1 protein-coding gene is annotated in these 5,786 nt (G+C 68.8%); it reads right to left on the reverse strand.

Translation table 11 applies throughout. The annotated features are described in order from the left end of the window. Window positions 1-317: 317 nt before the first annotated feature. Window positions 318-5,759, reverse strand: coding sequence for a non-ribosomal peptide synthetase (locus EQ874_RS22730; protein WP_242496897.1), 5,442 nt, complete (start codon window positions 5,757-5,759; stop codon window positions 318-320). Window positions 5,760-5,786 lie beyond the last annotated feature (27 nt).

Here is a 5,786-nt window from a genome sequence, read left to right on the forward strand (position 1 = left end):
GGCCGACTCCACCGCCGACACCAACAACTGCGGCAACAACACACCACGACGACCACGCCCACGCCGCTCCGGGCGGGGTCCGCCGGACCGGCGACCACTCCGCGACTGTGTCGCGGCTCCTCCGAACCTGTCGATTCCTCGTTCGGACCCCGCCTCGGCCACGTGACAACTCCTCCCCGTCGGAGCACCCCGACGGCCCCGGTCACGGTAAAGTTACCGTTCGGTCACGTGTCCTGCACGCCCGACCGGGAGGGCCGTCGGGCGCTCGTGTTCGTCACAGCTCACAATCCGTCCGGAGTGTCACCCCGAGAAGTCGATCATGAACCGGACGACCACGGGTGAGTTCTCGCGCAGACGGTGGCGTCGACCGATTCGGAAGCCGCCGTCCCGACACCGTCCGTGACCGAGACGAACTCGAGATCCGCACAGCCGACGAGGTCGGCCACCGCATCACCGGGAACGAATGCGTGTGTCACCCATTCCTCTTCCGCAGCACGGGCGAGATCGTCACGGTTTTCGGGAACGATCACGACAGCACCGGCCAGTGCGGCAGCGAGCACCGCATATACCGACCAGGGGTCTGCCGCCCGCCCCGACACCAGGATCCGAGCATCGTAGGTGAGACCGAACTCGGTGCGATCGCGGCGAAGAGCAGCCACCGCACGTCCCTGAGTGAGGTCGCCCTGCGGCAACCTCAGCGCAGGGTCCCCGGCACGGAGGACGGACGTGCGCTCGGTGTAGGCGACGGGGCGCTCCGATTGCGCCGACACCCTCGACACCAGTTCCGGGTCGTCCATCGGAAGCAGAACCGCCGAGCCGTCGGCGGTGCGCTGTGAGGTCGTGAGAATCCAACGAGCCTCGGAGGACGTCCCCACCGCGATCGCGGCCCCCGTCTTCACGGTTGCCCAGATGGCGGTCACCAGGTCGATTCCGGCGGGGACGTCGACGGCGACGGTCTCGCCCGGACCCGCACCGAGCGAGATCAGATGCCGCGCCCACCGAGAGGATCGTTTCTCGACCTCCGCGAAGGTCGACTCGGTCTCGCCGAACACGACGGCAGGAGCGTCGGGATCCGATTCGACCACAACGCGCAGTTCCTGGGCGATCGTCGTATCGGGGACCTGAGAGGACGACTCCGGCACGGCGCGAGGGGCACCGGTGACCACGGCGACCTCGTCAGCGGTCCGGATATCGATGTCCCCGACCACCGCGGCGGGATCGGCGGCCACCGCGTCGAGCACCGCCACGAAGCGACGCGCGTAGGCCTCCACGGTGTCCGCGTCGAACAGATCGGTCGCGTAGGTGAAGGCAACGGCCATCCCACCCGGCCCGCTCGCGGAGTCCTCCCGAGGCTCCACCGTGACCTGCAGATCGAACTTGGCGGAGAGCTCTCCCGTGTCGAGCGCTTCGACGGTCAGCTCCGGCAGTTCCATACGCACGGGGTCGAGGTTCTGGAAGGACAGCACCGTCTGGAAGACCGGATGCCGGGAGCTCGAACGAGCGATCCCCAGTTCGTCCACGACACGCTCGAACGGCACGTCCGCATTCGCGAAGGCTTCGAGGTCGCCGGCTCGGACCGTGTCGAGCAGGGCGTCGAACGCCGTGGCCGGGTCGACGTCGCTGCGCAGTGCCAGCGTGTTGACGAACATGCCGACCACGTCGTCGAGTGCCCGAGCACCGCGCCCGGCCACTGCCGTCCCGATCACGACGTCGCGCGAACTGCTCAGTCTCGACAGCAACACCGCGAGAGCGGCATGCACCACCATGAACAGCGAGGCACGATGTTCCGAGGCGAGAATGTCGAGACGAGCACGGGTGTCCGCGGACACATCGATCATGGTCGTGGCACCGCGGGTGCTGGTCTGTGCGGGTCGCGGCCGGTCGGCGGGAAGGTCCAGCAGGTCCGGCACCCCTGCCAGGCGTTCACGCCAGTAGTCGAGCTGCTTCCCCGCAGGCGATGCCGGATCGTCGGTGTCCCCGAACACGTCCTGCTGCCACAGCGCGAAGTCCGCATACTGCACCTCGAGCGGAGGGAGCTCGACGGAGCTGCCGGAGATGCGCCCGATGTACGCCGACACGAGGTCGCGGGCGAGCGGTGCGAGCGACGCACCGTCCGCCGAGATGTGGTGCACGACGAGCACGAGGACGTGGTCGTCCGGCGTGAGCGAGACCAACCGGCCCCGCACGGGTACGTCTGTGGAGACATCGAAGCCCTGCGACGCGACCTCCACGACCGCCTCGAACGCCTCTCCCTCGGTACCCGCGGTGACGACCGTCAGTTCCTCGACCGCGTCGACGGACCGGATCCGCTGGTACGGACCCTGATCGTCGTGCGGGTAGACGGTACGCAGCGTCTCGTGGCGCTCGATCACATCGCGCACGGAAGCTGCGAGTGCCTCGGTGTCGAGGTTTCCGCGCAGCCGGATCGCCAGGGGGATGTTGTAGGTGGACGAACCGGGGTCGAGCTGATTGAGCACCCACATCCGCTGTTGTGCGAGCGAGAGCGGAATGCGCTCGGGACGGGGCCGTGCCCGCAGTTCGGGCACGGCTGCGGCGGTCGAACCGCCGTCGATCCGGGCTGCGAGGCCCGCCACCGTCGGTTCCTCGAACAACTCACGAATGGCCAGGGAGGATCCGAGTGCCTCGTTGATCCGGGCGATCACCCGCGTCGCCACGAGCGAGTTGCCTCCGAGATCGAAGAAGGAGTCGTCGGCACCCACGCGCTCGAGCCCCAGGACATCGGACCAGACGGCCGCGACGGCGATCTCGGACTCCGTGACCGGCTCGCGGTGTTCGCCACCGTCCGCGGTCACCTGCGGTGCCGGCAGTGCGCGCCGGTCGAGCTTGCCGTTGACCGTCAACGGCAGCTCTTCGAGGACCGTCACCACGTCGGGCACCATGTATCCGGTGAGGAACTCGGCGGCAGCCCGACGGACGGCGGCGGGCTCGATGCTGTCGCCGGCCCGCGGTACGACGTATCCGACCAGACGTTCGCCGATGCCGTCGTCGCGCACCACTGCCACAGCGTGGGCGACGCCGGAAGCGCGCAGCAGCGCTGCCTCGACCTCCCCGAGCTCGATGCGGAAGCCGCGGAGCTGCACCTGCGAGTCGCTCCGGCCGGCGTACTCGATGATGCCGTCGGCGTTCCACCGGGCGACGTCGCCCGTCCGGTAGAGACGTCCGGAGCCGAAGGGGTCGGCGACGAAACGGGCCGCCGTGAGCTCGGGGCGTCCGAGATAGCCGCGGGCGAGCTGATCGCCGGAGACGTAGACGTCGCCGGCCACGCCGGCGGGAACCGGGTGCAGCCGCTCGTCGAGGATCCGGACGTCCAGACCCGGCAGCGACCGTCCGATCGCGCTCGGAACGCCCGGTCGCGCTTCCGTCGGTTCCACGACATGGAAGGACACGTGCACCGTGGTCTCGGTGATGCCGTACATGTTGACGAGTTGCGGCCGCACGGGATGGCGTTCGAACCATGCCGTCAGCCGGCCGGGGTCGAGCGCCTCGCCCCCGAAGATCACGTACCGCAGCGCGAGCGGCCCGGCGTCGACCGAAGCGGACGACGCGAGCATCCGCTCGGCCTCGTCGAACTGGTAGAACGCCGACGGCGTCTGGTTGAGAACCGTGACTCCTTCGCGCCGTACGAGTTCGACGAACAGTTCCGGCGATCGTGAAGTCAGGTAGTCGACGACGACCAGACGACCACCGTGGAGCAGCGGCCCCCACAGCTCCCACACCGAGAAGTCGAAGGCGTAGGAGTGGAACAGCGTCCACACGTCGTCCGGGCCGAAGCCGAAGCGGGGTTCGGCGTTGGCGAAGAGGGTCAGCACGTTCCGGTGCGTGACGGCGACGCCCTTGGGGCGACCGGTCGAACCGGAGGTGAAGATGACGTACGCCAGATCGTCCGGCTGCGGCGATGCGATCCGGTCGGCGGCGGTGAGCGGATCGGTGGAGACCGAGTCGTCGTTCTGCGCGGCGACGACGTCCAGCATCTCGATTCCGCTGTCGCGCAACGCCTCTGCTCCGGGCTCGTCTCCGAGTGCATCGGAGGTGAGGATCACGCGGGGCCGGGCCTGGTCGAGGATGTACCGCACACGATCCTGCGGATGTGCGGTGTCGATCGGCAGGTAGGCGCCGCCGGAGAGCACGACCGCGGTGAGGGCGACCACGAGGTCCTCGGTTCGGGGCAGGGCCACCGCGACGAGAGTGCCGGGTCCGACCCCCGCGGCGGCGAGCCGGCGTGCGATCCGGTTCGCGCGGGCACCGAGCTCGGCGTAGGTGAGGGTCGTCTCCCCGTGGGTCACCGCGGCGTTCGCGGCGTGGGCACGGGTGGCCGTGTCGAAACGTGCAGTCAGCGTGGCCGGTTCGACGACCGGGACGGACTCGCCGAGCGTGTTCCACTCGGTGAGGATGCGGTCGAGCTCGCCGTCGGTGACGAGCGGCACGTCACCGATCGCGATGCGCGGATCGGTGGTGACCGCCTCGAGGATCCGCGAGAACCGTTCTGCGACAGCGGCGACGGTCTGCGGGTCGAACAGTTCGGTGGCGTAGTCGAATTCCACCACGAGACCGGAGGGATCGCCGGCGGCGTCGACGACATCCGCGACGGTCACCTGCAGGTCGAACTTGGCGACCTGTGTGTCGAAATCGATACCGGACACGGTCAGCTCGGGCAGTTCCAGCTGCGAGACCGGCATGTTCTGGAAGGTGAGCATCACCTGGAAGAGCGGGTGGCGTGCAAGGGAACGCGACGGGTCGAGTACCTCGACGAGCCGCTCGAACGGCACGTCGGCGTGGGTGAACGCCTCGAGGTCGGCCGTGCGCACCGAGTCGAGGAAGTCTCCGAAGGACGCATCGGATTCGACGGGTGTGCGCAGCACCAGGGTGTTGACGAACATGCCCACCAGGTCGTCGAGCGCCGCGTCGCCACGGCCGGCGACAGGAGTGCCGATCGTGATGTCCTCGTTGCCGCCGAGCCGGGCGAGGAGCACGGCGAGTGCGGCATGGACGACCATGAATTCCGTTGCACCGCTGCGACGGGCGAGATCGGCGATCGCTGCGCGGACTCGCTCCCCGAGAGTGAGGCGGTGCGAGGCACCCCGATGGCTCGCGACGGCCGGCCGGGGACGATCGAACGGCAGCGTCACTTCTTCCGGCAGATCCGCCAGGGTCCGCTTCCAGAAGTCCACCTCCCGCGCCATGAGCGACTCGGGATCGGACTCGTCGCCGAGGATCTCGCGCTGCCACAGCGTGTAGTCCGCGTACTGCACCTCGAGCGGTGCCCATCCGGGTTCCCCGCCCGCGACACGCGCGGCATAGGCCGTCACCACGTCGCGGGTCAGCGGTCCCATCGAGTAGCCGTCGGCGGAGATGTGGTGCACCACGACGACGAGCACGTGCTCGTCCGGGGCCACGGAGAACAGGCGCACCCGGATCGGAACCTGCTGTGTCACATCGAAGCCGGTGGTGACTGCTTCGGCGACCCGGGTCGCGACCTCGTCGGAGTCGATGCTCTCGGGGTGGACTTCGACGATCGCCTCCGCGGCGGGCAGCACCTGCTGATGGCCGACACCGTCGATCTCGGGGTAGACGGTGCGGAGCGATTCGTGGCGTTCCACCACGTCGGAGACCGCCGCCTGCAGCGCGTCGGTGTCCAGTCGCCCCGAAAGGCGAATGGCCACGGGGATGTTGTTCACGGCGGAGTGCGGTTCGAGACGGTTGAGGAACCACATGCGTTGCTGCGCCAACGACAACGGCACCCGCTCCGGACGCTCCCGCACCGCCAA

The sequence above is a fragment of the Rhodococcus sp. Q1 genome (assembly GCF_004153645.1).
In the GTDB taxonomy this organism is placed as follows: domain Bacteria; phylum Actinomycetota; class Actinomycetes; order Mycobacteriales; family Mycobacteriaceae; genus Rhodococcus; species Rhodococcus gordoniae.